Source organism: Bacteroides sp. BFG-637 (assembly GCF_024793605.1).
Taxonomy (GTDB): domain Bacteria; phylum Bacteroidota; class Bacteroidia; order Bacteroidales; family Bacteroidaceae; genus Bacteroides; species Bacteroides vicugnae.
In genome coordinates this window covers 1,016,358-1,041,864 of the sequence record NZ_JANUPD010000002.1, presented here as the reverse complement: position 1 = coordinate 1,041,864, position 25,507 = coordinate 1,016,358, and the positions used below count along the sequence as shown (strand labels likewise).

General features: G+C 40.8%; 13 protein-coding genes and 1 pseudogene. 10 read left to right on the top strand and 4 right to left on the bottom strand.

The window, feature by feature from the left end; all coding sequences use genetic code 11:
* Positions 1–9: 9 nt before the first annotated feature.
* The 10 genes and pseudogenes from NXX38_RS04595 to NXX38_RS04550 all read left to right on the top strand — a co-directional run bounded on the left by NXX38_RS04595 (position 10) and on the right by NXX38_RS04550 (position 18,865).
* Positions 10–2,087 (top strand): annotated as a pseudogene (locus NXX38_RS04595) (RagB/SusD family nutrient uptake outer membrane protein).
* A 24-nt stretch (positions 2,088–2,111) separates the two neighbouring features.
* Entirely contained in the window at positions 2,112–3,179 is a 1,068-nt protein-coding gene (locus NXX38_RS04590; protein WP_217720920.1) for a DUF4973 domain-containing protein, read from the top strand.
* A 149-nt stretch (positions 3,180–3,328) separates the two neighbouring features.
* Positions 3,329–5,203 (top strand): hypothetical protein, encoded by a 1,875-nt coding sequence (locus tag NXX38_RS04585; protein WP_217720921.1) that lies wholly within the window; start codon positions 3,329–3,331, stop codon positions 5,201–5,203.
* 50 nt (positions 5,204–5,253) lie between these two features.
* Positions 5,254–6,981 carry an endonuclease/exonuclease/phosphatase family protein gene (locus NXX38_RS04580; RefSeq protein WP_258978674.1) on the top strand — a complete coding sequence of 576 codons (1,728 nt, stop codon included), beginning with the start codon at positions 5,254–5,256 and terminating at the stop codon, positions 6,979–6,981.
* Between the two features lie 331 nt (positions 6,982–7,312).
* Complete coding sequence (locus NXX38_RS04575; protein WP_258978673.1) at positions 7,313–10,024, top strand: glycosyl hydrolase 2 galactose-binding domain-containing protein; 2,712 nt, start codon at positions 7,313–7,315, stop codon at positions 10,022–10,024.
* A gap of 13 nt (positions 10,025–10,037) precedes the next feature.
* Positions 10,038–11,189: a glycoside hydrolase family 130 protein gene (locus NXX38_RS04570; protein WP_258978672.1), complete on the top strand. Its 1,152-nt coding sequence runs from the start codon at positions 10,038–10,040 to the stop codon at positions 11,187–11,189.
* A gap of 14 nt (positions 11,190–11,203) precedes the next feature.
* On the top strand, positions 11,204–14,131 hold the full coding sequence (locus NXX38_RS04565; RefSeq protein WP_217721028.1) for a glycosyl hydrolase 2 galactose-binding domain-containing protein: 2,928 nt from the start codon (positions 11,204–11,206) through the stop codon (positions 14,129–14,131).
* 12 nt (positions 14,132–14,143) lie between these two features.
* Positions 14,144–15,247 carry a glycoside hydrolase family 105 protein gene (locus NXX38_RS04560; RefSeq protein ID WP_148365636.1) on the top strand — a complete coding sequence of 368 codons (1,104 nt, stop codon included), beginning with the start codon at positions 14,144–14,146 and terminating at the stop codon, positions 15,245–15,247.
* Positions 15,248–15,419: 172 nt separating this feature from the next.
* Complete coding sequence (locus NXX38_RS04555; RefSeq protein ID WP_217720925.1) at positions 15,420–17,453, top strand: hypothetical protein; 2,034 nt, start codon at positions 15,420–15,422, stop codon at positions 17,451–17,453.
* A gap of 20 nt (positions 17,454–17,473) precedes the next feature.
* Positions 17,474–18,865, top strand: a complete 1,392-nt coding sequence (locus NXX38_RS04550; RefSeq protein WP_074558052.1) for an FAD-dependent oxidoreductase — start codon at positions 17,474–17,476, stop codon at positions 18,863–18,865.
* Between the two features lie 481 nt (positions 18,866–19,346).
* Here the strand turns inward: NXX38_RS04550 and NXX38_RS04545 are convergent, their stop codons facing one another.
* From NXX38_RS04545 to NXX38_RS04530, 4 genes are all read right to left on the bottom strand, one after another.
* Positions 19,347–20,900 carry a HAMP domain-containing sensor histidine kinase gene (locus tag NXX38_RS04545; RefSeq protein ID WP_258978671.1) on the bottom strand — a complete coding sequence of 518 codons (1,554 nt, stop codon included), beginning with the start codon at positions 20,898–20,900 and terminating at the stop codon, positions 19,347–19,349.
* A 97-nt stretch (positions 20,901–20,997) separates the two neighbouring features.
* The gene (locus NXX38_RS04540) at positions 20,998–22,536 is read right to left on the bottom strand and encodes a YifB family Mg chelatase-like AAA ATPase (protein WP_195649362.1); all 1,539 of its coding nucleotides are present in this window, start codon (positions 22,534–22,536) and stop codon (positions 20,998–21,000) included.
* A 13-nt stretch (positions 22,537–22,549) separates the two neighbouring features.
* Entirely contained in the window at positions 22,550–23,620 is a 1,071-nt protein-coding gene (locus NXX38_RS04535; RefSeq protein ID WP_258978670.1) for a TlpA disulfide reductase family protein, read from the bottom strand.
* Positions 23,621–23,730: 110 nt separating this feature from the next.
* Entirely contained in the window at positions 23,731–25,425 is a 1,695-nt protein-coding gene (locus NXX38_RS04530; protein ID WP_074558046.1) for a tetratricopeptide repeat protein, read from the bottom strand.
* Positions 25,426–25,507: the final 82 nt, after the last annotated feature.

Below are 25,507 nucleotides of genomic sequence, written 5' to 3'. Positions count from 1 at the left end.
GAACAGAATATGAAGAAACTTATAATAAATTTAGGTTTTATATTAGGAGTGAGTACCATGGTTGTCGGATGCACCGATTATTTGGACTCAGACTACCTTTTGAGGAACGTGTTAACATTGAGAATGTGTTTCAAAGTAAGGACTATACCAATGAATGGTTGGCAAAAGGATACGCTTATATGAAGCACGATTATCTGCAACAAGTGAACAGTAAAAAGAACACTAGTTTCAACTTTGCAGATGATATGTACTACATAGATTTGAATTATGTAGACTGGAAAGGTGGGAACTATACGGAAAAAGGATTAGGTAGTGGAAACAGTTTGTATATATGGCAGGCTGCCTATCAAGCGATTCGTCACGTCTCCATTTTCATTCATAACGTGGATGGTAATAAAGAGCTTACTGAAGCTGAGATTACAGATATGAAAGGGCAAGCTCATTTTTTGCGTGCATATTTCTACTGGATGCTGATTCGTTCGTTTGGTCCGGTGCCCATTGTACCGGATGAAGGTGTCGATTATACGAAAGAGTATGATGATATCGCTTATCCTCGAAATACATATGATGAGTGTGCGGATTACATTGCTGAGGAATTGGTGAAGGCGGCTACAATGTTGGACGATACACGCGATGTACAAAATATTGTTCGTCCTACACGTGGTGCGGCATTGGCACTTCGTTCACGTGTGCTTTTATATGCGGCAAGTCCTTTATATAACGGACAAGCACCGTCAGAGGTGATCGATGCATTGGTTGATAAGAGCGGTCGCAAGTTGCTGTCTGATACATACGACAACCGGAAGTGGGCAAGAGCTGCTGCAGCAGCTAAAGATGTAATGGACTTGAAACGGTATCAGTTGTATGTAGCTTATAAAAGAGAAAGTGATGATATGGCTTACCCGACAACTATTACTCCGCCAGACGATAATGGAACTTTCCATTCGCAGGATTGGCCCTACGGTTGGAAGAATATTGATCCGTTCGAATCATACCGTTCTTTGTTTGATGGAGAAGTGGGGGCATACAATAATGAAGAAATTATATTTACCAGAGGTGTCAATCAGGGTGCTGAGAATATCAGAGTAATGGTTATCCATCAGTTACCTCGTTCACAAGGTGGTGGGTATAACTGCCATGGTATGACGCAGAAGCAATGTGATGCTTATTATATGAAAGATGGTAGAGATTGTCCGGGTATGAATTCTATGTATAAGGGTATGGACGGATATACCGATCCGAGCCGTTACAATGAACAACCGCGTGTTTCAGGCGTGGTTGAAACGTCCGAATTGTCTAAACATCCTGAATTAGGTCCAAAGGGAACTGGCGTTTCCAAGCAGTATGCGGATCGTGAACCTCGTTTCTATGCATCAGTAGCCTACAATGGTAGTGTATGGCATATGTTGAATGCAAGTGCAGAGGATAAAGAGGAAACGAATGTTCCCATTTTCTACTACAGAGATGCTCAAGATGGTTACAAAGCAGGTACTAACTATTTGAGTACTGGCATCGGTATTAAGAAGTTTGTACATCCGAAGGATTTAGCTGATTCTGAAAAATCGTATGATGTGAGTCGTGTAGTGCAAAAATATGCTCCGGACATTCGATATGCGGAAATCCTGTTGAATTATGCGGAAGCATTGAACGAAGTCGAAGGCTCTTATGAAATACCTTCTTGGAATGGTGAGACTATGTATACAATCACACGTTCGGCAACAGCTTTGAAGGAAGGTATTCAGCCTATTCGCATTCGTGCCGGCTTGCCAGACTATGAGGTGTACGATGATGTAAAGAAGTTCCGTATTAAAGTAAAACGTGAACGTCAGATTGAGCTGTTTGCGGAGGGGCATCGTTTCTTTGATATTCGTCGTTGGTGTGATGCTCCCATTGAAGAGGCTCTTCCCATTTACGGTTGTAATATCTATTTAACTTCGGAAAATCCGGATGGTTTTCATACACCGATAGAGGTCACTTCGTTGCCTACTATGTTTACTACGAAGATGTGGTTTTGGCCGATCCATCACAATATAATGAAACGAAATATGTGGATGATTCAGAATCCGGGCTGGAAAGATCCGGAATAAACCTACTAAATTTGGATAGAAAAGATGAATAATATATATAAATTATTGATTGGCATGATGGCGGCAGTATGTTGCACTTCATGTAACAATGAGTGGGAAGATGAACAATTCAAACAGTTGGCATCTTTCAAGGCGGAGATTAATAATGAAGGAGTAACTTCTACTTATGTACGCTACAAACCAGGAGGGGTGGTGACTTATCAGCTTCCGGTTTTGTTGAGTGGTTCTACAATGAACACACAGGCAAGAACTATCCATGTAGCACTCGACAAAGATACATTGGATGTGTTGAATCATGAACGTTTCGGTGAACGTCGTCAGGAACTTTTTTACCATTTGTTGGATCAACAGTATTATTCCATACCGGAAACAGTAGAAATGCCTGCGGGTGAATCTGAAGCACTGTTACCTATTGATTTCACACTAGGAGGGCAGAACAATGCTAAACCGTTGGATATGTCGGATAAATATATTCTACCATTGACAATTCAGGATGATCCGTCTTATAACTATCAGGTGAATAACCGTCTGCACTATCGGAAAGCATTGTTGAATATTATTCCGTTCAATGATTATTCAGGCTCATATGATGGCAGCTTGTTGAAGATATTCTTGGAGAATCAGAAGGATAACTTCATGTTAGCTACTCATAAAGCTTATGTGTATGACGAAAAGACCATTATGCTTTACATGGGGGTTCGTGATGTGAATTACTTAGATCGTAAAAAGTATAAGCTGTATGTGGAGTTTACGGATGAACCGCTTAATGAAGGAAGTGAGTTGAAGAAGAAACTAAGGTTGTGGACCGATAACGGGGGTGAGGATGGTAATAACTTTAAAGTTGTGTTACTGGGCGAAGGAGATGATGACAAATTTAAGGAAGCTCCTTATTATACGATTGTCGAAGAGAACGATCCTGTGAAGCCTTACTTGAAGCATATCTATATCACTTTGTCTATGGGATACTCATTTGAGGACTATACGCTTAGTCCGGGCAACCGTATGAAATATAGAGTAGAAGGTACATTAAGTATGCAACGTGACTTGAATACATTGATTCCGGACGAAGACCAACAAATCGAATGGAATTGATGGGGTGTTGATTGATGAATATAATATTGAGAGGCAGTGCTAAAGTTGGGATTGGGCACAGCCTCTCAAGTTTTTTAGAACTATAAAACAATTTATTAATGGTTTAAACAGCTCTTTTGGGATAAGGAGCGTAATTAATTTGTTTACATATGAAAAACTACAAGATTCTAAAGAATATTTATATATGTCTAGCTTTATTCTTAACTGTTTTATTAGTTGGTTGTTCGAAAAGTGATGAAACCCCAACTCCCGATGAACAGCCTTCTGGCAAAAGTAAAATAACATTTAACTTGCATACTCCGGGGGCATTCCTTACAAGGGCAGTAGGTGTAGGTGACGAAAATGGAGGCACTAATGACAAAATAGCCTTTTATCAATTTAGCAAAGAAGGTAAGTATGAACAAAGATATGTCTTAAATTATGCGGCTGCTTCCGTGGGTACAAACGGTGATACAAGGTCATATACTGTTGAATTAACTTCTTCGACTGGAGGAGAAAAGAGATTCATCATTGTGGAGAGTGAGGATGAGAACAACTTCCCTAATATGAGTGGAGCAAATACAGTCGATGAATTACTAAATAGTAAAACTGTTGCGGAGAGTGGTAAGTTGAATCCTCCATTTGTTATGTCTAATGTTAAAACAGATGGTAAGGAGTATGTAACAGTTGCCGATGTAGAATCTTCCAATAATCAGGTTGATGTAAAACTTAAAAGACGTGTAGCTAGATTTGATTTGTTGAATGATCCAACAGAATCGGGATTAGTGATCGATAAGGTATATATTAAGAATAGATACACTCAAGGATTCATAGGTGATGTAAGTGGTAATGCAGGCAATATATCTGCTGATGTTCTGGAAATACCAGCAACTGATTTAGCTAATGATGGGAAAAGTTTCTATCTTTATCCGACTCGGTTGACTTCAACTCTTGAGCAAAATGAAAAAACAGTAGTATGGGCTACCACTAAACTTGCCAATACCAATACAGAAGGTCCGACTCTTTATCTGAATCTTACTGCTGATATTAATGTGGAGGCCAACTATCTCTATCAGCTTAATACGAAAAAGATAGCCGGTTCTACAGGCTTTGATATTTCAGTAGAAGAATGGAAAGACGGAACTTCAATTGATTGGGTAACGATTGAAGACGGAATCTCCGTAATGGATAATAAAGCTACTATCATTGCTGGTACAGATATTAAAGGGACTTATGTAAAAATTGCAGCTGATGCCGCAATGCCATATACTATAAAACGTGTTGTTACAGATTATAGCTCAGCAGCATTGGACGCTGCGTATGACGGAAGTTTGCCTGCATGGCTTACTATTTCTTCATCTACTAAAGATGCAGGTAGTGGTCTTTATCGTCATGAGATTGTTTATACGGTGACTGCACATCCTGCGAAGACAAGCCAGTTTGCTATCACACATCTTAGTGGGGCTGTTACAGACGAAAATCTGCTGGCCATCGGGTTTGTCGATCCGTATCCGGGCACTCCGCTGCCTTGTTTGTCAAAAGGGGAGAAACTTTATTCGCCAGTACATTGTCGTCAGTCTACGTATCTTGTGCATAACACTGTGGATAAGGCGTATTTCTGTGGAACTGAGGGATTTACGTTTGATACTCCTATGAAAGGTAAGACGGGTAATGAAGGGGCGAAGAATCTTTGTCCCGAGGGCTGGACAGCATTGAACAATGTAGAGGCCAAAGAGTATATTTTGTGGGTAGGAGAGCATCTCAAGTCACAAGTAATGGAGTCTGTATATACTTACTGTTGGTCCGAGGCAGACGGTGAGGCTACCGATTTGCGTATATTGGCGGGATACCCATACAATAAAGCTACTCCCAATGTGAAAGATTTAGCTTGTTATGGCACTTGGCCAAGCGTGGCTTGGTTGAATATCAATGAGAAAGATCTCTCTATAAAAGACAAGACATTCTATGATTATAATAATTGGGATGTGAAGAAGGATTACGGAATCCCTTATAGGTGTATACGTGATAAAGCCGGTTGGGAATAATTATATGGATTCTCGAAAGGATATATATTCAATGATTAAATTGTAAGATAATGCTAAAGAATACTTTATTTGTGATTCTTCTAATGATTTCTAGCTTATTCACGGCTTGTGCTGAAGGATATGTAAGTGATGTACAAAAGGAGGATGACACAAAAGAAATACGTTTCAGTCTGAACATGGAGGGAGGGTTAACGATGTCCCCCACTAGGTCTTCTGTGTCTTTGGACGGAATGAAATGGAAGATATTCTGTTTTGACGATCAATATAACTATCTGTTTGACAAAACAGGAAGTATAGGGGATGCAGTAAATGAAATAAAGGTTTCTGTAACTAAAGGAATCGTTTATCGATTCTTGTTTTTGTGTACCACAGCCGATAAATTTCCAGAATTGACTTCTGGTAAAACTTATTGGGATTTAGAAGCGTATGCTCCTCAATTGCCGTTAGCTGATCCGATGGCGATGCTTGTCAGTAGAGGTAATGAAAAAGATGGTACACTTCGTGTAGCAGCTGCGTCTGCATCGGTGCAGGTTACTCTTGCTCCGCGTGCATCTAAGATCGTTTTGCAAAAGGATCTGGATACTGCTTCGGATATTACAGTGAATTCCGTGACTTTTGCGGATGCCGCCTCTTCTGTTCCTTATGCTCATATCGAACCTCAACATTACAGTGAATATGAGAATCTTCCGGTAGCAACCCGAAAGCCCTATCAGTATGTGCCCCAAGAGGATGTATGTTATATGCTTCCAGATATGTGTGCCGGAACCTTTGGAGTGAATGCTACACTGCATATCACTCATCCGATTTCTGGAGAACAGGACGTACGGGTAACGGTACCGGTGGGGCTTGCGCTGAATGTAGGCAGTGGAAAGGCTTACTATATTGAAATGTCTGCTGATGCAAATGGAAAAGTTGCTGCTACTTGGACAACACGTGTAGCACCCAAAACGCTGAAACTTGCTACGCAAAATTTATGGGGTAAATCGACTTCCGTTGTGTTGGATTACTTCAATAGAATTGATGTGGATGTGCTTTGTGCGCAGGAATGCAGTGGGCTCTCTGAATCTGATATACAAGCACAGGGGCTTTACGTGCATACTCACTCCAACAATGGACAGGGGAAATGCAGTATTATATCGCGCTATCCTTTCTCAGGGATTACACCGAACAAATATGGTGTCTATATCAACTTAGGCGAAGGTGTTGTCGTATTGGTGATGAACTGTCATGGCGCTTACTTCCCTTACGGTCCTTATCAGTTGAATGGTATCGAATATAAAGGATATGAGGGTACGGACGATGTCGACTATGTAGTGAAAGTCAATAAAGAAGCCCGTCAAGGCATGGTGGACAAACTGCTGGAGGACTTTAATTCGTCTACCACTCCTTTTGTTTGTCTCTCGGGTGATTTCAATGAACCGTCATGGCTTGACTGGACGGAAGGTGCCTTGTCAGCAGGCCTTGTTTCTTACGTTGTTCAGTGGCCTACCACCCATTCTTTGTGGGAAGGCGGTATAAAAGGTGATGCTTACCGAACGATACATCCGGATCCTGTGACGCATCCGGGATTCACGTGGACACCGCGTCCGAGCGAGAAGGACACTAAAGACCGATTAGATCTCACTCTTTATACCTTGTCTCCCAACACGGAAGTAAAAAGTTCTCAGGTAATAGGCGAGAACACAGAAACATCGGATATTGTTCTTCCTAATTGGGGGCCTTTCGAAGAAGTGTTCGATCACCGGGGATTACGGACAGAATTTGTCTTTACTAAATGACGGAACGGTGTAACGGAATTAGAGAGTCGCCAGGCTGTTAATTATTGAGGTCTCGGATATTAATACCTGTCGTGTAAGGTATTAATATCCGAGAATTCAGCTATTAATAGCTAATATGCTAACTATTTGTAATGGATAAACCAATGATTAACTAATGTCTTTTTGTCTGTTGCTAGATAACCTTCAAATAGGCAATATATGGCAGTTTGGGACTCAAATTTCATTTATTGACTTGTTTTTAGCATGCCGGACAGGTAGAAAACACTATTTTTGTCCTCATCCGTTTTAGACTTTTAAGATTATATAAACCAATAAATTGTAACGTACGAATATGCACAACATTGCTAAAACCTTTTTCCCGATTTTATTATTACTTTTTGCTGCAGTAGTGACAGCACAGAATGGGAAGAACAATGTCGGAAATGCGCAACGCATCTGGCTTGATTCTGAAATTGGTCATCAGGGCGACTACCAGTGGAAAATGATAAAAGCTGGAGATGCAACAGATCCCGGAGAAAAGATTTCTTTATCCAATTATGCAACTGCAAATTGGATGCCGGCCATCGTTCCCGGAACAGTTTTGAATTCTTTGGTGTATAACCAAAAATACCCGGAGCCTTACTATGGAATCAATAATAAGATTGAATCTAAATTGATACCGGATATTTCTGAAACCGGACGTGACTTTTACACATACTGGTTTCGTACAGATTTTACTGTTCCTCAATCATTCAAGGGAAAGACTGTCTGGTTACAGTTGGATGGTATCAACTACCGGGCAGAAGTATGGGTGAATGGCAACCTGTTGAGCACAATGAACGGTATGTTTATTCAGGATTACATTGATGTTACGGATTTTGTGAAAGTCGGGGAAAAGAACGGACTGGCTATAAAGGTCTATCCGGTAGATGTTCCCGGAAGTGCGAAGCCGAAATCCTGGGGAGCAGCCGGTGAATTCCATAACGGTGGAAACGGAAACATTGGTTTAAATACTACCATGTTGATGACGGTAGGTTGGGACTTTACCTTTATGGACGGTATCCGTGACCGTAACACAGGTATATGGAAAAATATTTCTCTCTATGCTACAGGCAGAGTAGCATTACGCCATCCTTTCGTTAAATCTGAATTGAGAAAACCCGATTATGACCAGGCACGTGAGACTGTATCTGTTGAAATTATCAATCCATCGACCAGTAACCGGGTCATCAGTTGCAAAGTGAAGGGTGAAATTGTGGGTGAAAATATCACTTTTGAAAAGACCTTCCGACTGATGCGTGGAGAAGAAAAAACAGCAACCTTCTCTCCCGAAGAGTTCCCGCAACTGATTATTAACTCTCCGAAACTTTGGTGGCCTGTCAATAAAGGACCACAAAACTTATATGACCTAAAGCTGACAGTGTCAGTTGATGGTAAAGAATGTGACTCTGTGAAAACAAGATTTGGTATTCGTGAAATAGTCTCGGATAGAAAGACTCCAGATAAATCACGTGTCTTTTATGTGAACGGCAAACGATTATTTATTCGTGGTACCAACTGGATACCGGAAGCAATGTTGAGAACTTCGGATGAACGTACTTATGCTGAGTTGCGCTACTCCCGTCAGTCCGGTGTCAACCTTTTAAGAATGTGGGGAGGCGGAATTGCAGAATCTGATTATTTCTTCCAGTTATGTGATGAACTGGGACTGTTGGTATGGCAAGAATTCTGGATGACCGGTGACACTCGTCATCCACATGATAAGGCTCTCTATATGAGTAATGTGGAATCTACCGTAAAACGTATTCGTAATCATCCATCTTTGGCTTATTATGTTGCTTCTAATGAGAGTACAGAAGTTACCGGTACTCCTGAATTACTGAATAAACTGGATGGTACACGTGGATTCCAGATGCAATCCGAATGTGAAGGGGTGCATGATGGCAGTCCTTACAAACAGGTAAATCCGATGCAGCATTATGAAAATACAGCCTCTCCCAGAGGAAGCCGTGTAGACGGATTTAATCCGGAATACGGTGCACCTACTCTTCCGACTGTGGAAATCCTCCGGGAAATGATGGATGAAAAAGACCTTTGGCCTATCAATAAGGAAGTATGGGATTATCTGGATGGAAATGGTTTCCATCTGATGAGTACTATGTATACAGACTTGGTGAATAACTACGGAAAATCATCATCCATCGATGAGTTTGCACAGAAAGGGCAATTGTTGGGAGCTATTAATTCGAAGAGTATCTGGGAAGTATGGAACTACAATAAACTGGATTATGGTGATCGTTTCTGTTCCGGACTTTTGTTTTGGTATCATAACTGCTCTATGCCTCAAGTGGCTTCCCGTATGTGGGACTGGTCTCTGGAACCGACAGCATCGCTTTATCACACAGCTAACTCACTGGAACCACTGCATACGCAGTTTGACTATCTTAAAAATACAGTGTCTGTAGTGAATGACTATTACCGTGAATTTAAGAATTACAAAGTAATAGCACAGGTGTATGATATTGACAGTAAGAAAGTTTTTGAAGAATCAGCAACAATTAATTTGCCTTCGGACGGAGTGGTTAACGATGCATTGACTATTCGTTTCCCGGAAAATATATCTCAAGTTCATTTTATCAAGCTGATTTTGAAAGATGAAAAAGGAAAAGATGTTTCTTCTAACTTCTATTGGCGTTCTAATGATAAATATGAAGGTAGTAAGACTTTGACCGGTCCAGCTGCTTCAGGTTTCGAAGACTTGAGCAAGTTGAAGCAGGCAAAGGTGAAACTGACCTATAAAATGAGAGAAGATAATAATAACTATTTTGTAGATATTACTTTGAGAAATACATCCAGTCAGATTGCTTTCTTTAATCAGTTGCAATTCTTGAATTCAAAGATGAGTCCGATACGTCCGTCGTTTTATACAGACAATTTTTTCTCCCTGATGCCGGGTGAAAAGAAAACAGTAACCATTGAAACTGCAAAAGGAAAGTTGAAAAACGGAGCTGTATTGGTACTGAAGGGTTGGAATATAAAAAGACAAGAGTATAAATTGAAGTAATGAAAGAACTAAGATGAAACTAGAACTGAAATTTATCATTGGTGTGGTTGGTATATTGACCGCATGCGGATTTACTGATGCGCCATCTTTAGATACTCCTCCAGAAGAACAAGATAATAATTGGACGCTGGGTCCATTTCTGCGTCCTGAAGGAGTCAATCCTGTCATATCACCGTTGCCTACAGAGTTTTACTGCCCGATGCGGAGAGAGCAAGTGAAATGGGAGGAAAGTGATACTTTTAACCCGGCAGCCACTGTAAAAGACGGAAAAATTGTGGTGCTTTATCGTGCGGAAGACAACTCTGCTCAAGGTATAGGCAAAAGAACTTCACGTATTGGTTATGCCGAAAGCAAAGATGGCATTGAAATGAAGAGGTTGGGCAATCCAGTGCTTTTCCCTGCTGAGGATAACTTTAAAGACTTAGATTGGTCGGGTGGTTGTGAGGACCCTCGTGTGACAATGACCGAAGACGGATTGTATGTGATGTTATATACGGCATGGAACCGGAAAAAAGCGCGCCTTTCCGTGGCAACTTCGCGAGATTTGAAAAACTGGACCAAACATGGGCTTGCTTTCGGGAAAGCATACAACGGTCGCTTTAATAACCTATTTTGTAAATCGGCTTCTATTGTGACTAGGTTGAAAGGCAGTCAACTTGTAATTGATAAAGTCAATGGTAAATATTTTATGTATTGGGGAGAGTATGCGGTATATGCCGCTACTTCCGATAATTTGATTGATTGGTATCCGGTTCTGGACGAAAAAGGAGAATTGAAGAAATTGGCGCAGCCGCGTAAAGGGCACTTTGATTGTCAAATGACGGAGTGTGGACCACCGGCTATTCGTACCAAACATGGCATTGTGCTCTTGTATAATGGAAAAAATGCAGGAAAAGACAGGGATATGGACTATCCGTCGGGAGTTTATTGCGCGGGACAGATGCTGTTTGACAATAATGATCCTTATAAAGTTTTAGATCGTCTTGATAAGCCTTTCTTTGCTCCTGAAGCTCCTTTTGAGAAGAGCGGGCAATATAAGGATGGGACAGTCTTTATAGAAGGGCTTGTCTATCACAAAAAGAAACTGTACCTTTATTATGGTTGTGCAGATTCACGTGTAGCGGTAGCTGTATGTGATGATGTGAAGAAACTGCGAATTAAATAATCGATGATAAGATGATGAGAATTAAACTGAATATATACATTATTTGCATTATTGTTTTTCTATTTTCTTCAGCAGAATGTATTTATTCACAGAAACTAAAATGGAATTTCGGTTTACCTCAGGAGCAAAGTTCCGAAGTGATACCTCATTCAAAACATTCATTTCAGACAGCTAAGCCTAAAAAGAAGGTGGTAGAACCCGGAGAATTGAGTCCGCTTTCTGATTGGGAATATCAACTTTCCAAAGGTTGGGAGATGATAGAAGGATATAAAGCTCGGGCAGCTGAAAAATCGGTATTTGCACAAGATTTAGATACAAGCGAATGGTATTCGGCAACAGTTCCCGGTACGGTATTAACTACATTGGTGGATCAGGGAGTATACCCTGATCCCTATTGGGGGCTTAATAATCTGTTGATTCCCGATACACTTTGCCGGATGGATTGGTGGTATCGAAATTCATTTAATATTCCCCGTAATAGCAAGGGAGAAAAAGTAAAATTGATTCTGAATGGAATTAATTATAAAGCGGAGGTATGGTTTAATCATCAGTTATTAGGGACCATGACGGGTGCTTTTGAAAGAGGAATCTTTGATATAACTCGTTGGGTAGATTATGACAAAAAGAATCTGTTAGCCATCCGTATTCTTCCGCCTAATAATCCCGGCATTCCTCATGAGGCAAATAAGAAAGAAGGAATTGGTCCCAATGGTGGGGCATTATGTTTAGACGGTCCTACTTTTATCTCTTCGGAGGGGTGGGATTGGATTCCTGGTATACGCGACCGAAATATGGGGATTTGGCAGGATGTCAGAATAAAATTTGGCAATGAACTCGAAATTGTTGATACGCACGTGATTACGGATCTGCCTTTGCCTGACACTACTTCTGTTAATTTTATTGTTAATACGGAGATTTATAATTCTTCTAAAACTGCGTGTACTGCTGATTTGCATTTTAATATTGGAGGAGTATCTGCTATTTATCCGGTTTCTTTGAATGCTAATGAAAAGAGGATGATTAAACTGACTCCTCGTGAGTGTAAGGAATTGCAAATGAAGAATCCACGTCTTTGGTGGCCCAATGGATATGGAGAACAGTATTTATATGATGCATCTTTAAGTCTGGTCTCGTCAGGTAAGGACACACTTGATGTTAAGAAGATGCGCATCGGTATCCGTGAGCTGGAGTATGAATTGTCTGCATATGAGGATAATTCTCCTGTAGTGCGGTTAAACTATAATCCGACTGCTGCTTTGCAGGATGGAAAACCTGTTTTTGATGCTGTGAAACGCAAAAGAACGGATAGTAAGGTTCGCTATACGAATTATGATGGAGAATTTGTACCGAACTTATTGAAACCGGTATCTTCACAGGGAATAGAGTTAATAAAGGATTCGCTGATGAAAGAATATATGGTGATAAAGGTGAACGGTCAACGAATCTATTGCAAAGGAGGTAACTGGGGTATGGATGACGGTATGAAGCGTGTTTCCCGGGAGCGATTGGAACCAGCTTTGAAGTTGCATAAGAATATGAATTACAATATGATTCGTAATTGGACGGGTGAGAGCACGGAAGAAGTGTTCTATGAACTTTGTGATGAATATGGCATGTTGGTGATGAATGACTTTTGGCTTTCAACAGACGGATTTAATCTTAATCCATTAGATTATCGTCTGTTCATAAGGAATGTGACAGAGACAGTACGTCGTTTCCGTAATCACCCTTCCATTGCTTTATGGTGTGCACGTAATGAGGGGTTTGCTCCGAATGAACTTGAATACATGTTGGCTGCTACTTTGGCTAAAGAAGACCGTAGCCGGCACTATACAGGAAATTCTCGTTCATTAAATAGTTCAGGAAGTGGGCCTTGGCGTTATCAATATGATGCCGGATGGTATTATCGTTCTTTGGCTGGTGGTTTCCGTTCAGAAGTGGGTACTCCTTCGTTACCAACGGCTGAAACCATTCGTGAATTTATGGCGGAAGAGGATACTTGGCCTATCAGTGATGTTTGGTATTACCATGACTGGCATAACCATAGATATGGTGACAAGACTTTTAGTGAACTTTATAAGGAAGGGATGGATCGTAAACTGGGACCTTCCGATAACTTGGATGATTTTTGCCGGAAAGCACAATTGATTAATTACGAAAGTCATCGGGCTATTTTTGAAGCATGGAATAGCAAGATGTGGAATGATGCTTCTGGAGTGCTACTTTGGATGAGTCATCCCGCATGGCCTAGTATGGTTTGGCAGAACTACAGTTCGAATGGGGAAACAGCCGGTGCTTATTATGGCACGCAAAAAGCGTGCCGTCCTCTTCATATTCAGATGAGTCTTAATCATCATAAAGTAGATATTATTAATACTACGCTGAAGGAATATCGGAATTTGAAAGTGGAAGTTGTGGTTTACGATAAAGTAGGAAAAAAGATACGCTCCTCACAACAGAAGGTAGCTCATGTGAAAGCTAATGTACTGACTCCTGTAATACAATTAGAGGATATAAAAGGACTTCCTGATTTCTGCTGGGTAAAGTTGGTGTTGACAACTAATAGCGGAAAGTTGCTTGATGATAATGTTTATTGGCTCAATCAGAAGGAATGGGACGGAAAAGTCTTGGCTAATTTGCCGGTTTCTTCGGTGAATGTTTCGGTGAAGAACTTCACGAAAAAGGCTAACCATTATGAGGGCAGGCTTATTGTGAAAAATCCGGGGCAATACTTGGCTGCTGCAATAGCATTGACATTAAGAGATGCGAAAACTGATGCGCCTATTCGTCCGGCTTATTTTGATGACGGATACTTTTATTTGATGCCTGGCGAATCTAAAGAGGTCCGTTTCCAAGTAGACTGTAAAGAAGGTATTGATAAGATGCTTTTACGGGTAGATGGATATAATGTTGAATTGAAAGATATATTGTTGAATAATTAAAGACTAGGTGTTATGTATAAGAAGGTATTAATATTATTGTTTTTTGTTCCTTTTCAGTTGTTGTTTGCTCAAACAAGTATGTTGAAGGACTTTCCGGAAGGTTCTACTCCGGAAGAAATTGGTAAACGATTGGCATATCGCTTTCTAACCGAGAAGCATGCACTCCATATTGGAAAATGGATTGGTTATCCGGAAACATTTTATTGGAACGGGGCTTTGCGATATGCTTATCTTGCAAAAGATAAGGAACTTCTCAATCGTTTGCAAGATAAGTTTGAGCCTTTATTTACTGAAGAGAAGGCGTTGCAACCCATAATGAATCACGTTGATGTAAATATGTTCGGTAGCTTACCTCTTGAGTTGTATCTTGTGACAAAAGATAAGAAATATTGGTATTTAGGGTTGCCTTATGCCGATTCTCAATGGAAAGTGCCAGCAAACGCAAAACCGGAGGAAAAAGAATGGGCTGAAAAAGGATATTCCTGGCAAACACGTTTGTGGATTGATGATATGTATATGATTACAATCGTGCAGACTCGTGCTTATAAAGTGACGAAGGATAAGAAATATATCGATCGTGCAGCTAAAGAGATGGTGATGTATCTGGATGAGCTACAACGTCCGAATGGCCTTTTCTATCATGCACCAGATGTTCCTTATTATTGGGGACGTGGAAATGGTTGGATGGCTGCAGGTATGACAGAGTTGCTTCAATGTTTGCCTAAGAATCATAAAGACCGTCCGCGTATTTTAGAAGGTTATCGGACAATGATGGAAAGTCTGAAGAAATATCAGAATCCGGAAGGTTTGTGGAATCAGTTGATCGACCAGTCTGATTGTTGGACTGAAACTTCAGGTTCGGCTATGTTTACTTTCGCATTTATCAAAGGGGTTAAGAATGGCTGGCTAGATGCAGAAGAATATGCTCCTGCGGCTCGTAAAGCATGGATGGCTTTAGTTTCATATCTTAATGATAAAAATCAGGTGAGAGAAATTTGTGTGGGAACGAATAAGAAGAACAGTAAACAGTACTATTATGATCGTCCGCGCCGTACGGGTGATTATCACGGACAGGGTCCTTATTTGTGGTGTGCTGCCGCTCTTATGGAAAAATAATCGTTTGGGTATGGGATCGTAGTTGAGGCTTTGGAGAATTTCTGCCGATTTGGATAATTATTTCTATTTATAGCTCAATTTGTTTTATTCAATGTGGAGGATGTTCCCTAATTTTGCCTTAACAATTTAGTACAAATAGAATCAGGCAGGCTGATTCACATTAATATTTTATATGAGTCTGAAATATTTACTTTGTGGGATAGCTTTTGTAGCATGTGCTACTATTGCTAAAGCTTTTAATAATGTGCCGGAATCGATTTCGGCATCTATTTCCTTGAAAGTCCCGGGAAATAGCGCGAAATGTTATCCATTGACTTTTCAGAAGTCGCAGAATAATAACGGCACTTATTATTTGGAGAATTCGGAAAAAATACCGTTGACTGTGTCTCAAAACATAGTGGATGGTAACGATGGGATATGTATTAGTGTGTCTATCACTGCATTGGAAGATATTTACTTTAATTACAATCAGCAGGTGGCAACAGACTTCCGCCATAACGATTGCCTGTTCTATATGCCGGGATTCTGGTATCGGCGTAATCTGCGTTCGCCCAAAGAAGCCCCTTCATTCCATACTTCAGACAGTTGGATTGTAAGTGAGGACAGGTTAAGCGCACCTCTCACCGGGATTTTCTGTGAGAAGAAACAACGTTTTATGACTGTCAACAGATTGGATAAATTCGTAAATAACACGTTGGCTACTCATCGCGAAGGGGAGGTTATTCTTTCGGATAAGACTTCTTTGGGGTATACCGGATTTGAAAATAAGGATGGGGTTGCTACTCTTTCTTTCGGCTTTCCTTATCGGGAGGCCCCTAAAAGTTATATCCGTAAATTGACATTAGCTCCGGCTGTAACGGCTTATCAGCATCTTAGAAAAGGAGAGACGATTTTGTTGACTTGGCAAATTACTGAAGGTGAAGCAAAAGATTATTCTGATTTTGTGCGCCATACTTGGGAATATTGTTATGATACATATTTGCCCAAGCCTGTAGATGCTCCCTATTCAATTGAATATATGAAGCAGACTCTTAGCCAATTCTTTGTAAGTAGTTTTGTGGATAAATATCCGTTGGTATATAATTCGGGCATACATCTTAGAACAGATGCATGTACAAGTAATGGGCAGGCAGAAGTTGGTTTTATAGGACGTGTTCTTCTGAATGCATTCAATGCCTGGGAATATGGTTGGGAATGTAACCGGGAAGATTTGAAAGTTAACAGTACCAAAATATTCGATAGTTATTTGAAGAACGGCTTCACGGTAGCAGGCTTTTTTAAGGAATCGGTAAACTTTGATAAGAACTTTGAGGATCCTGTTCATAGTATCCGTCGTCAATCGGAAGGGCTTTATGCAATCTTCCATTTCCTGGCTTATGAAAAAGAAAAAGGGCGCAAGCATCCGGAATGGGAACAGCGATTGAAAAAAATGTTGGATATGTTTCTGCAATTGCAAAATGCTGATGGTAGTTTTCCACGAAAGTTCCGTGATGACTTTTCCGTTGTAGATAAAAGCGGGGGAAGTACTCCTTCGGCTACATTACCTTTAGTCATGGGATATAAATACTTTAAGGATAAACGTTACTTGGATAGTGCCAAGCGGACTGCGGGTTATCTGGAGAAAGAATTGATTTCTAAGGCAGATTATTTTTCTTCTACCCTTGATGCAAATTGTGAGGATAAAGAAGCGTCACTTTATGCTGCAACTGCTACCTATTATCTTTCATTAGTTACTAAAGGGGAGGAACACAAGCATTATGCTGATCTGACGAAGCAAGCCGCTTATTTTGCATTATCGTGGTATTATTTGTGGGATGTTCCTTTTGCTCCCGGACAGATGCTGGGTGATATTGGTTTGAAAACACGTGGTTGGGGAAATGTTTCGGTAGAAAATAATCATATCGATGTGTTTGTATTTGAATTTGCCGATGTACTTCGTTGGTTATCGAACGAATATAAAGAATCCCGTTTCTCGGACTTCGCAGAAGTGATTTCAACCTCTATGCGGCAGTTATTGCCTTATGAAGGACACATGTGTGGCATTGCCAAAGTGGGTTACTATCCGGAAGTTGTCCAACACACCAGTTGGGATTACGGGAAGAATGGCAAAGGATATTATAATGACATTTTTGCACCCGGATGGACTGTTGCTTCTTTATGGGAACTGTTTACGCCAGGGCGTGCAGAGACTTTTATGGAAAAGTAATTATAATAAATTAATTTGTAATGACGTCTAGAAGAGATTTTCTTAAAAAAGCCGGGTTGATTACTGCTGCTTTTGCAGTTCCCGCTCTTAATGTGAATGGAAATACCACACAATCCAAAATGCGTCTGAAGAACACCAAGATTGCAGTGGACGATCAATGGGATGTTATTGTAATTGGTGGAGGACCTGCCGGGTGTACTGCTGCAATTTCTGCAGCCCGGGAGGGAGCTAAGACTTTGCTGATTGAGGCAATGGGACAACTTGGCGGTATGGGAACAGCAGGTATGGTTCCCGCATGGTGTCCATTCTCTGATGGTGAAAAGATTATTTATCGAGGCTTGGCTGAGAAGGTATTCGAAGCGTCAAGGAAAGGAGTGCCTCATGAGAGAAAGCAAAAACTGAATTGGGTGAACATAAATCCTGAATATTTGATGCTGGTTTATGACCGGATGGTAGCTGAATCGGGGGCAAAAGTCCTTTTCTTTTCGAGGGTTGCTGCTGTAGAGATGTCAGCTGATGATACGGTAGATGCTATCATTGTAGCAAATAAATCCGGGCTTGTTGCATTCAAAGCAAAAGTTTTTATTGATGCGACGGGAGATGGAGATGTAGCTACCTGGGCAGGTGCTTCATTTAAAAAGGGAGGTGAGGATGGTATACTGCAAAGTTCTACTTTGTGTTTCTCGTTTGCCAATGTTGATAGCTATAACTACAATCTCATAGGCCCTTCATTGCATACGAGTAACAAAAATAGCCCTATCTTTGACGCGATTAAGTCCGGGAAATATCCATTGATAGGCAGACATTTCAATAGTAATCTGATCGGTCCGGATGTGGTACAATTCAATGCAGGACACATTGATAATGTTGATTCGACCGACCCGTGGGCTACTACGCGGGCGATGGCTACCGGTAGGCAAATCGCTGAACAATACTTGGAGGCATTGAAAGAACTTCAGCCTAAAACTTTTGGTAGTGCTTTTGTCGTAAAGACCGCCTCTTTGTTGGGAGTTAGAGATAGTCGTCGGATTGAAGGGGATTATACGTTTACTTTCCAAGATTGGCTGGAACGTAAAACATTTGAGGATGAAATCGGACGTAATTGTTACTATATTGATGTTCATAAACCGGGACATAAAGAGACTCGTTACAAAAAAGGTGAATCTCATGGAATTCCTTATCGTTGCTTGACTCCTAAAGGTATGAAGAATCTATTGACCGCCGGACGCTGTATTTCTACTGATGAAGAAGCTTTTGGAAGCTTACGAGTGATGCCACCTTGTCTGGTGACTGGTGAAGCTGCCGGAATGGCGGCAGTACATGCTATTAAACAGACAAAGAATGATGTTCATAAGATTGATGTCGGTTTTCTACGCAAAAGATTAAAAGAAGAGGGACAATACTTTTTATAAATATGTTAAGGACAATTTTTATAGGATATTCGTCTTGACAAATGCTTTTTAATGTTGTATCTTTGTAGTACGAGCGTGAATATCCACTTTAATAAATAACAGATAAAAGAAGATGAAATTAATAACTTGAATGATATAATATTCTAACAAATTCGGACATGTTCCTTGATTAGTATCAGAAATGGTGTATCGGATATAGGCAAAAAGGCTGCAAATTTTATGAAATTTGCAGCCTTTTTTGTTGTAAAAGATGGATTTGAAAACTCGGAAATCCGATCGTAGAGTTTCTAATAAACTCAGATACCGTTCTTAATAAACTACTCAAAAGTTTATTAAAAACGTGAGATCCGTTTATATAGAAAGTTGTTCATATTTTTATATATTCTCAAGTTTGCGTTTAGAACCTTCTTGGTCGAAGGTAACTATACTTAACAAGTCAGAAAGTAATCAAATGAGACAATAGCTTTCTTGTTGGCTAAATTTATACGTGAAGCTCCAGAACAAACCGCGCTCCTTTCGTGTAATTCGTATCCAGTGTCAGGCTTCCGTTCATCTTGGCAGCAATCAGTGAACAGATCGGTAATCCTAGTCCATCCCCTGTAGTCAGGTCTTTTACTTCTGTGAAAGGCTTAAAGAGATTTTCCTGTTGCTCTGCCGGAATTCCTGTCCCTGTATCCGTAACGATGAATTGGTGCGTGTGTGCTCCCCGTTTCTTGAATTCGAGACTGATACGACCCTGTTCGGTGTAGAAAGCGGCATTTTTCAGTAAATAGAGAAGAATGCGTTCCAACTGTTCCTTGTTTGTCTTTACCTGAAGTTTTGGTGCATTGACTGAAGATGTGACATCCGGTTTTATGTGTTCTTTGGCTCTATCCATCACATTTTCACAGAAAGTTCCCACATTGGTTTCACTTAGTTCATAGAACTCGGTTAGTGAGTTTTCCAAAGATGACAGTTCTTGAATATCATCACTGAATTTCTTCAAAGCTGCAACTTGTCCCTGCATTTGGGCAGCTTCTTGAGGAGCCTTCTGTGACAGTTCTTCGGCTGAAGTAGCCAGCGTATTCAGGGTAGGTTCCATTTGCGAAGATATATTCTGTATAAATTTGGTTTTTAGTTCATTGTGTTCATTGGCAATTTTCACGCTTTTCTTTAATTTACGATTGCCGGCGATGAATCGCAGCAATATCACAGCCAGTATTGCCAGGCCGGCTACCAATATAGCCACTAGCACACAGAGACTTATGATAATATACTGCTTGGCAGATAGTGAGTCGTCTTTCTCCTGTATGGTCAGTTGGCTTTCGTCATATTTTCTCTTCAGTACATTTAGCTCATCCTGTGCGGTTAACGTTTTTACAGAGTCTGTCCAGACAATGAAGCTTTCGTAAGTGCGTTCCATCAGTGGAGCATTGTTGCCTTTCCGTGCAATACTGATAAGGTTCTTGTAGCAATCGCTCACTTTGGCATAGTCTTTCTTTTCTTTATATTGGTTGATAAGTTTGCGGAAACAGGCATCGCCTTGTGTGTTCTGGTTGAAAGTATAATAATAGTTGGCTTTTGTATACAGCAGTGCCTCCGTTAGGGAGTCGTTCTTTGCAAGATTAGCTGTTTCTTCCAGTTTATCCAACTGTGTCTTTGCCTGTGCGGGGTTTTTCAGTGCGGTGTACATCTGCAATCGTTCCTTATTGATAAGGAAACGCAGGTCATAAAAGACTTTCTTTTTATTCTGTTCTCCGGTCCATAGAAGCTGCTCCATGTCACGGCAAAGCTCGAATCCTTCTTTATAGAAATTCTCTCTGACATATAAAGCATTGGCCTGAACACCACATTCTATTGCCTGTGGGTAGTTTTCGCGGGCGGCAAATGCTTCGTATGCTTTTTTGAATAAATAGCGCGCTTTGATATAATCTTTCTGTTTAAGGCTGCTCTGCGCTTGTTCCTTTAGCTCTGTGGCTCTGTCTTGGGGAGTTTGCGCATAAGTCAGTATGGTGAAACAAAATATTATCAGGAGGCTTGTTATGGATGCTTTCATATTATTGCTTATTTGTTTGTCACAAATGTAAAACAAATATATGAAAAAAGGTAGCGTTCACGGTGAAATAATTTTTATCTGTTTATATTTACTGTGATTACCCTGCCCAGTTCTCTCTGTCGAGATTCCGATAACTGATGGCTTCTGCCAGGTGGCTGGGAAGTATTTGCTCTGTTTCTTCCAAATCGGCAATGGTGCGGGCTACTTTTAAAATCCGGTCATAGGCACGGGCGGATAAATTGAGCCGTTCCATGGCGTTTTTTAATAACACAAGCCCTTTATCATCCGGTTGGGCATATGTTGCCAGCAATCTGCTGTTCATCTGTGCATTGCAATAAATACCCGTACATTCGGCATACCGTTTCTCCTGTATCTGACGCGCTTTTATTACTCGCTGCCGGATGATACTGCTCGACTCTCCCTGTCTTTGATCGGATATCTTGTCAAAGGGTACGGGAACTATCTCTATTTGAATGTCTATACGGTCTAATAACGGACCGGATATCTTATTCAGGTATTTTTGTACTTGTCCGGGACTGCATACGCATGCTTTTGTCGGATGATTGTAATATCCACATGGGCATGGGTTCATAGATGCGACAAGCATCAGGTTAGCCGGATAACTAATGGTGCTTTTGATACGGGAAATGGTGATGTGTCGATCTTCCAGCGGTTGGCGCAATACTTCCAACACGCCCCTGTTGAACTCTGGTAACTCGTCCAGAAATAAAACCCCATTATGTGCCAGACTGATTTCTCCCGGCTGCGGGAAACTTCCGCCACCAACCATTGCTACTTGCGAAATCGTATGGTGTGGATCGCGGAACGGGCGTTGGGTAATCAATGAGGACCCGCGTTGCAGTTTTCCGGCAACCGAGTGTATCTTGGTCGTTTCCAGACTTTCCCCTAATGAAAGAGGGGGAAGAATGGACGGGAGTCGTTTAGCCATCATTGATTTGCCGCTGCCTGGAGCACCTATCATGATTAAATTGTGTCCTCCGGCTGCTGCAACTTCCAAGGCTCTTTTCACGTTCTCTTGTCCTTTTACATCTGCAAAATCCAGGTCACTATGATTCTGTTGTTGATAGAATTCTTCCCGGGTATTGACAATAGTTGGCTCCAGTTCGCGTTCGTTGTTGAAAAACTCGATGACTTCTTTGATATTACTGACTCCGTATACTTTTAACTGGTTGACAACGGCGGCTTCCCGTGCATTTTGTTGGGGAATGATAAGTCCCTCGAACCCGTCTTCGCGGGCTTTGATGGCGATAGGGAGTGCTCCCTTGATAGGCTGGATACTTCCGTCCAGACTTAGTTCACCCATCAGTAAATAGCGGGAGAATTTCTCGGAAGAGATTGTTTCACTGGCACCCAGCAGTCCGATGGCAAGCGGTAAATCATAGGCTGAACCTTCTTTGCGGATGTCAGCCGGTGCCATATTGACTACTATATTGCTTGTAGGCATTTTATAGCCATTCACTTGCAATGCGGAGATAATGCGTTGATGGCTTTCTTTGACCGCAGAGTCCGGAAGGCCGACGAGATAAAACATACAGCCGCGCGAGCTGTTGACTTCGATTGTGATGAGTGTTGCATCAATCCCTTGAACAGCCGCTCCGAAAACTTTGATTAACACGTTTGCTTACAGGTTATTTTTTCTTTTTATTGTCTTGTTTTTCCTTTTCTTCAGCTGCTGTGACTACTTCTTCAATTTTCTTTTTCAGCTGCTCTCCTTTGAGGTTTTTTGCCAGAATCTTGCCGTCTGCTGCCAAAAGAATGTTGCTGGGAACTTGTTTGATAGCATATTGTTTGGCAACCTCGGAATTCAATCCACCAAAATCACAAACTTGTTCCCAATTTAGCGTATCGCGTTTAATAGCATCCTGCCATTCCTTCTTGTCCATATCAAAGGAGACTCCGAGCATAGCGATGTGTTTGTTCTTTTTGTACTTCTTATAAAGTTCTTTTAACTCGCTGTTGCTTTGATGATTGGAGATACTATCTGCCCATGAGGCCCAGAAGTTGATTAACAGATTCTTCTTTTTGAAATCTTCGGATGAACGGGTAATTTTCTCTCCTTTTATATTGGGCAGGCTGAAAAACGGAGCATATTTGCCTGTCTCTGTCTTTTCGGACAAGGAGATAGCTTCGTTCAATTTCTCGATATATAGCTTGTCTTGCAGTATTCCTGTCATGACTTCAATTAATTTCTTTATCTTGTTGAAATCAGGAGAGTCTTTCTGCACAAAGTATTTATCCAACAGGTAAAGACTGACAAAAGAAGAATGATGTGTCCTGATGAATTCTTCCGCCTTTTGCTCTAAATCTTTTTCGGAAGGGTTGTTTAAACTACTCAGCTCTTTCTGAAAGGCTGTGAACTCTTCATTATATCTATTCCCGTTGATGTCCAGAAATTCGGGGTGGTCTATATTTCCTTTTATCTTGATTTGGTTTCCTTTATCGAGGAAGATCGGATATTCTATTTGGTTGTCAATCAGCAGATAGGCCGAAGTTATGGTATCTATGGAGGTGGTGTAGGAGAATTTGTCTCCTTTCGCGAAAATAGTATCTATCCGGTCAAAGGATTCGTCCATTCCGTACAGGTAGAGCGTATCTGTACCCAGTCCCTTGATTTCTCCGGTTATGCTTGTTTTCTTAGACGATTTGCCACAACCGCACAGGCAGATGATTATAAGGATTAAAATGCTGCTCTTTTTCATTGCTTTGAATTCTTTTCTGCGAAAGTACGGTTTTTATGGATAAAAAAAAAATTGCCCGTCATTTATAATGACAGGCAATTCTTAATATTTAAAATAGAGTGGTAATTCTCTTATTTAATGATGCTCATGAAATCTGCATTTGTGAAGTATTTTGCAAATTCCAAGTCAGTAGCTGCTTTCTTAGCTAATGAAGAATCTTTAGCAACTGCGCTCTTCAAGCTGCTTGTTACCATAGAAGAATTGTTAGTTCTAGCACCTAAAACTGCCATCAGGTAGTCAGTGTAAGCATCCGGTCTTGTTACGTTAGCCAATGTATTTTTAGCTTTGTTGTAGTCCTTAGCAAGGATTTGAGCCAAAGCAGCACTGTTAGTCTTAGAGTCACCGAATGAGTTAACTGCTCTTTCATATTGACCTTGAGCGATGTACAGGTTACCCATAGATTCGCCAAGTTCTTTTGTTCCGGCAGCTTTACCGAAGTATGCTTCTGCAGCAGTTTTGTCACCCTTCATCAAAGAGATCAAACCTAAGTTCATGTTAACTTCAGGAGTAGCATTAACGCTGGCAGCTTTCTTGAAGTAAGATTCAGCTTTGTCAATGTTACCAGCCTGGTAAGCTAATTTACCCAAGTTGTTGTAACCACGGTAATCGTTCGGGAATTGTTTGGTAGCTTGAGTATAGATAGCTTCTTGTTTAGCAGGATCGCTAGTCAGTGTAGCAGCATACAGCAATTCTTCTACATTCAGTTCAGAAGGATTAGAAGAAGCCAGTTTAGTGATTTCTTCGTCAGACTTACCGATGATTTCATAGTTCAAAGTCAAACGAGAACGACGCAACTGAGGAAGAATAGTGTTAGCCAATTCTTTGTATACAGCAGAGATGTTTTTGATTTCGCTTTCTCTTTGAGCAGGATCTTGGTACATTGCAATAACGCGGAGGATCAACTCTTTGTCTTGGATGTTAGATTTAGAAACTAATTCTTGGAAACCTTCCCAGTCCTGTGCAGTATATTTAGCATCGATCGGAGCGTCGATTTTTGCTTTCTTCAGATCTTTGCTCAACAGCTTAGTTGTGTTGTCTTCGCGGTTTTCAGCAAGAGTTGTATTCAAGCTTACACCACCATCAGGAGAAGCGTATGCAGAAACTTCGATGTTGCTGATCTTCTTGTTAGCAGCTTCGTTTACGTTAGCTACTTCTTTGTTGAATTCCTTAGCAGTCTTCAATTCGCTGGAACGAATGTTAGCCTGTTGGATCAAGAACATGATGTTAGCATCGTGTTTTTCTTTAATGATACGTTGGAAAGCGTCTTCGCCCAATGCAGGGTTAGCGTTACCTAATGTATTGTTTACTAATTCAGAAGTAGAAATTACACCATCAGCAATTTTCACAGCAGGAATAGTAACTACTTTCTTACCGATAGTAGCTTTGAATTCCAGGTACAATTCAGACTTAGCCATTTCCGGAACATAGTCGAAAGAAGTTTTCATAGTGTAGCTACCGCCCATCTTGTAAGAGATAGTCTGGTCGTTACCTTCCACTTTTTCACCTTGGAAAGTAGCTGGTTGGCCTTTAGCTTCGCCGCCATTCCATTTCAAAACCGGAGTAACTTCTACAACCGCTTTCTTGTTGAAATACTTTTCAGGAAATTTACCATTGATGGTCGCAGGAACTTTACCACCTACTGCCTCCAGCACTTGCGGAGTAACAGTGAAGTAATCAGCTGATAATTCACCCATTTTTTTGCTGCAAGAAGAGAATAATGCAACAACCATTGCCATGAGTAAAGGCAAGTACAACTTCTTAGTCATTTTAGGTATAAATTAAATGTTTGTAATTGAAATATCGTCTATTTGTCAACCTCCTTCTGCTCGCACAGAAAAAGTAACGCAA

Coding starts and splice junctions, on each gene's coding strand:
- NXX38_RS04535 (WP_258978670.1), bottom strand. CDS start 23,620: ATGAAAAAGAGCAGCATTTTAATCCTTATAATCATCTGCCTGTGCGGT.
- NXX38_RS04570 (WP_258978672.1), top strand. CDS start 10,038: ATGAAACTAGAACTGAAATTTATCATTGGTGTGGTTGGTATATTGACC.
- NXX38_RS04550 (WP_074558052.1), top strand. CDS start 17,474: ATGACGTCTAGAAGAGATTTTCTTAAAAAAGCCGGGTTGATTACTGCT.
- NXX38_RS04545 (WP_258978671.1), bottom strand. CDS start 20,900: ATGAAAGCATCCATAACAAGCCTCCTGATAATATTTTGTTTCACCATA.
- NXX38_RS04585 (WP_217720921.1), top strand. CDS start 3,329: ATGAAAAACTACAAGATTCTAAAGAATATTTATATATGTCTAGCTTTA.
- NXX38_RS04565 (WP_217721028.1), top strand. CDS start 11,204: ATGAGAATTAAACTGAATATATACATTATTTGCATTATTGTTTTTCTA.
- NXX38_RS04590 (WP_217720920.1), top strand. CDS start 2,112: ATGAATAATATATATAAATTATTGATTGGCATGATGGCGGCAGTATGT.
- NXX38_RS04530 (WP_074558046.1), bottom strand. CDS start 25,425: ATGACTAAGAAGTTGTACTTGCCTTTACTCATGGCAATGGTTGTTGCA.
- NXX38_RS04560 (WP_148365636.1), top strand. CDS start 14,144: ATGTATAAGAAGGTATTAATATTATTGTTTTTTGTTCCTTTTCAGTTG.
- NXX38_RS04580 (WP_258978674.1), top strand. CDS start 5,254: ATGCTAAAGAATACTTTATTTGTGATTCTTCTAATGATTTCTAGCTTA.
- NXX38_RS04575 (WP_258978673.1), top strand. CDS start 7,313: ATGCACAACATTGCTAAAACCTTTTTCCCGATTTTATTATTACTTTTT.
- NXX38_RS04555 (WP_217720925.1), top strand. CDS start 15,420: ATGAGTCTGAAATATTTACTTTGTGGGATAGCTTTTGTAGCATGTGCT.